The following is a 4,030-nucleotide window of genomic DNA, read 5'->3' as shown; positions in this document are numbered from 1 at the left end:
GACGATTTCGTTGATTTCGGGGACTGTGGGGTTCGCGTAGGAAGCTCTCGCGAGTATTCGCCAGATTTTTTCATAGCGTTCGGCGCGTTCGAGGTCTTCTTGTTGCCCGAGGTAGTACATCGTATTAGTGGAAGGATGACCTCGAAATGCGTTCTTCAAGCGGCCTGCGGCGCTCTCATTGCCTCCGGCTACGCCCGTCTGCAGAATCTCGATTGCATCGGTGTATTTCCCTTCATCCCTCAGGTACATCGACAGCATGACGGCTGCGTCCCCATTGCCTTGTTCAGCGGCGCAACGGCGCATCTGACGGGCTACGTCTGGCGCGATATCGCTCGGCGCCAGCTTGTCGCCTACATATGCCTGGGCTTGGGCACTTCCCTGATCGGCGGCCTTGCGGTAATAACGTAACGCCATTTCCGAATCCTGCTTCAACCCAGCCGAACCCTGCTGCAAGAAGATCCCCACGAAGTAATATCCCGTGGCAACACTGGCTTCGATCAGTTGTTGGCTCAGGCGCAAGTGTTCATGGCCGTGAAGCTTGAAATGCTGACGCATCGCTCCATTCTGAAGGTTGATGTTGGCTTTGTAATGGCCGTTTTCGGCGGCGATGCGGTACAGCCGTTCGATCTCGACGTCGACGCTCTTGTCTTGCTTTAGCTGATTGTTCTTCTGCAACCAGCGGGCGTACTGGAACAGCACATCTGTTTCGGCTGAGGGGGCAGGAATTTTTTCGTGGGCGCAGGTAAAGGCGAAATTGGCCTTGATGTCGGTGAGTGGGTTCACATGAGGGTCCTTCTTCATATAGGTAAAGGTGCTGCGGCTGTCACAAGCAACCAGCAGCAAGCACAACAGCAAGAGCACTCGGCACATCAGTCGAGATTCTTCAGGGTGGCTTTGTCGTAATAAAACTCAACGAGCGGGGCATAGGGCACGGGGGAGCATTTGTCTTCTTGACGTTTTTTGTTTTCCTTGACGATGTCCTGCCAAGCCTCGAATGCTAGTACCGCATCATCCTGCGCCCCCATCCCATTCGTATGCATATCCCACAACCGCCGCCGCAGCGCCTGGGTCACGCTCGCCCACTCATGGGCAATGTTCAGCTCGCTGTCCACCTGCATGCTGCGAGTGTTGATGTTGGCCGAGCCGTGGGTGGTGAACACGTCGTTGACGATCATCAGCTTGGAGTGGATGTACACCGGCATCCATTTGTCGCCCGCCTTCAGGTCGTTGGCGACCAACGAGCACACGTGAACTTTCAGGTTGGGAATGTTCTCCGGAACAAGGGTGCTGTCCTTGATTTGCCGGATGTGCCAATCGAGTTTTTCCTGCCACTGGGCAAGCTCCTGATGCCCGACGCGATCGCTTGGCTCGGGCCGTGGCCGGGGTGGTGCGTCGGCTTTGACCTTTTCAATGCGTTGTAACTTCGTGACTTCGGGAATGGTGTCGGCGCGCCCGAGGCTTTCGAGCATGCGTTGGGTATTGACTGCGCCAGGGCCAAGGCCTTGTTCTGTGTCATTGGTGACAACGAACAGATGCAAGCTGCCATGCTCCACAGGATCACGTCCGGCTCTGGCCTGGCTGGCGGCGACGTCCTTGATCAGGTTAGCCAGGGGAGGCCAGCGGAAATACTGGTTCTCGATGTAGATAAATTGGGTCGCGTTGTTGACGGCTTGCAGGTAAAGCTTTTCGATATCCCGCTTGCCTTCCTGGGGTTGGGTGCGCAGCAGTTGAGCCAACTGCCGGGCGGCGCCGGGCAAGCATTGAAGTTGTGGCCCCACCTGCTTGGCTTGCCGTAGAGCGAGCAGGTCCTCGCCGGTTTCCTTGCGCCAGGCACTGGCGAAGTTGTGGTGCAGGTGTTCGAGAATCGGCCCGCTGACCTGGCTGGAAATATCCTGACGTGGCGTATCACCACGCGGGCCATGATCGGGTCTGGGCTTGCTGTTCCTGGATCGATTTAGCGCGGTATGCCTGTCAGTGTCCCAGTACTCGTCGAGCATGTTGTGGCCCATGACGAATCCGATGGCACGGTCTGGCAGCTCATAATCGACCAGCACCGTCTTTTGGTGGTGTGACGCTGTAAACCGCAGCGCTTGTCGCATATTGGCGCTGATCTGTGGGTCGAGACTTTCATATTTCACCCAGTGGGAAATTTCAGCTCGCTCTTTCCAACTGAAGCCGCGACTGACAAACAGCGGCAGGCCACTCGAACTTCGTTGAGCAGCCTCGAGGTCGGCGACTGCGCAATCGGCAAACCACTGCCGATCATAGGCATATTGGTTATCCGTGGAAGGTTGCATCGCGCGGTTGTAGATTCGGTACGGGCCTTTCCCGGGTAGATTGGCTTCACCCGCCCAACCCGCGCTGTTAAACAATATCTCCCAGCCCAATATCCGCACCTTGACGCCTTCCCGAGCCTTGGCCTTGAGCAGTTCACCGATGCATGGTGCATTGCCATCGCGTATGAAAAACATCGACGGCTGAAAACCCCAGCAGATGATGTCGACCGTTTTCGTGGCTTGGGCGATGGCAAGATGAACAGCCTTGAATGTCTCTTCGCCGTTGACCAATGGCTTATAGGTAGCCATCGCGGGGTGATACTCGGTATTGCACACATACCAGGGCGAACAGCAGGTGGCCTCTTGGGTGTGCTGAAGAGCGACCGGGGTAACGATGTCGGTTGGCCTCATGGTGTTTTCCCTTCCTGATCTTTGATTCCTTCCATCACCGCGGCGTACAGGGCCCGATGATCGGTGTGCGAGGTGGGCTCACTCACCTCGGCATTGGTTCGCGAGGGGTGGTTTTGCAAGCCGCGGTTGGCCAAGTGCGCCTGTTCGGGATTGCGGTAGTCGGTGGGAACGGGAAGCTGATAGGCAACTCCGTTGGCCATCACCAGCCGATAGGTTTGAGTAACAACCTGGTGGTCAATCAACAGTTGCCCGGTCTTGTCCAACACACCTCGCTTGAGTACCGCGCCGTCGGCGTACAGGGTGTAGGGCATGCCTGCCCAGCCTTCGCTCGAAGCGTTTGGGGCTTGCGGCACATTGAGTCGCAGAGCTTGTTTGGACAGGCGTTGCGGGTAGTCCGGATGGGCGGCGGTCATGCTGGCCGGGCCGCTAAAGGCGAAGTGCCGCAGCCTTGACCTTGTGGTCGCCCGCCGTCCCCGATTCAATGCCGCCTGCATCGAGGCTGAGATAGCTGCCCCCGCCATTGAGCGCGATTTTCTTTTTTGCAGTGATATGGATTTCGTCTTCGGTGCTGGTAATCGACAGCCCGTGGCGAGCGAGCAGTTCCAGGGAGTCGTTCTGCGCCTGCACTGAGATCGGTCCCTGGTTGGCAAACAGCTTGATCCCCAGTTTGCGCACAAACAGGCTAAATCCCTGGCCCACACCCATGAACAGGCGCTTGACCACGCTGATGTCGGCTTCGCCGCCGGCGTTGAGCATCAGGTTGTCCTGCGCCGCCAGTTGCAGGTGCTCGCCACTGCTCAAGGCGATGCCTTGGGGCGCGCTGAGCAGGATCACCTGAGCCTCGAGTTCGTCGAGTTGCTCATGCAGCAGTGACAATTGGGCCTGCACATCGGCGGGATCGGCGTGCGCCGCCTGGGCGGCGCTGGACAAGCCTTGCAGTTGCTCGCCAGCCTGTTGCAAGCGGCCCAGTGCCGCGGCCATTTCCAGCACCTCGCCCTGGGCTTTGGGCTGCAGGTCGGCACTGATGAACAAGCCTTTGCCTGCCCGGATGGCGCCGTGCCCATCCGTGCGCAACTCAAATCCTTCGCCACGCTTCTGTTTCTTGGCATCCACCAGATGCCCCAGGTTCAGCTGGCTCTTGCCACTGTGCTCGGTACTGAGCTTGACGTGCTCCTCGCCGCGGTTGTCCTCCATGCGCAGTTTGTTGTTCGCCGGAGTGCGCAGCACGTTGCGCTTGTAGTTGCGCAGGGTCACGTGGTCCGGGTGGTCGCTGTCGTGCAGGGCGTGGGCGATGTAGGGGCGGTCGGGGTCGCCCTGTTCGAAGGCGATGGCCACTTCGGTGC

General features: G+C 58.4%; 2 protein-coding genes and 1 pseudogene. All 3 read right to left on the bottom strand.

Going from position 1 to position 4,030, the window contains the following annotated elements; all coding sequences use genetic code 11:
• Window positions 1–870: tetratricopeptide repeat protein (locus SOP85_RS30835; RefSeq protein WP_323629381.1), on the bottom strand; the 870-nt coding region annotated here is incomplete at its 3' end.
• Window positions 870–2,687 (bottom strand): phospholipase D-like domain-containing protein, encoded by a 1,818-nt coding sequence (locus SOP85_RS30830; RefSeq protein WP_323629380.1) that lies wholly within the window; start codon window positions 2,685–2,687, stop codon window positions 870–872. The genes SOP85_RS30830 and SOP85_RS30835, both read right to left, overlap by 1 nt.
• A pseudogene (locus SOP85_RS30825) lies at window positions 2,684–4,030 on the bottom strand (DUF2345 domain-containing protein); the annotation flags it as partial. The pseudogene SOP85_RS30825 and the gene SOP85_RS30830, both read right to left, overlap by 4 nt.

The sequence above is a fragment of the Pseudomonas sp. YuFO20 genome, from assembly GCF_035064975.1.
Lineage (GTDB): Bacteria > Pseudomonadota > Gammaproteobacteria > Pseudomonadales > Pseudomonadaceae > Aquipseudomonas > Aquipseudomonas putida_AE.
Note: the sequence above shows the minus strand (reverse complement) of the source record. Positions and strands in the feature narration are given on the sequence as shown.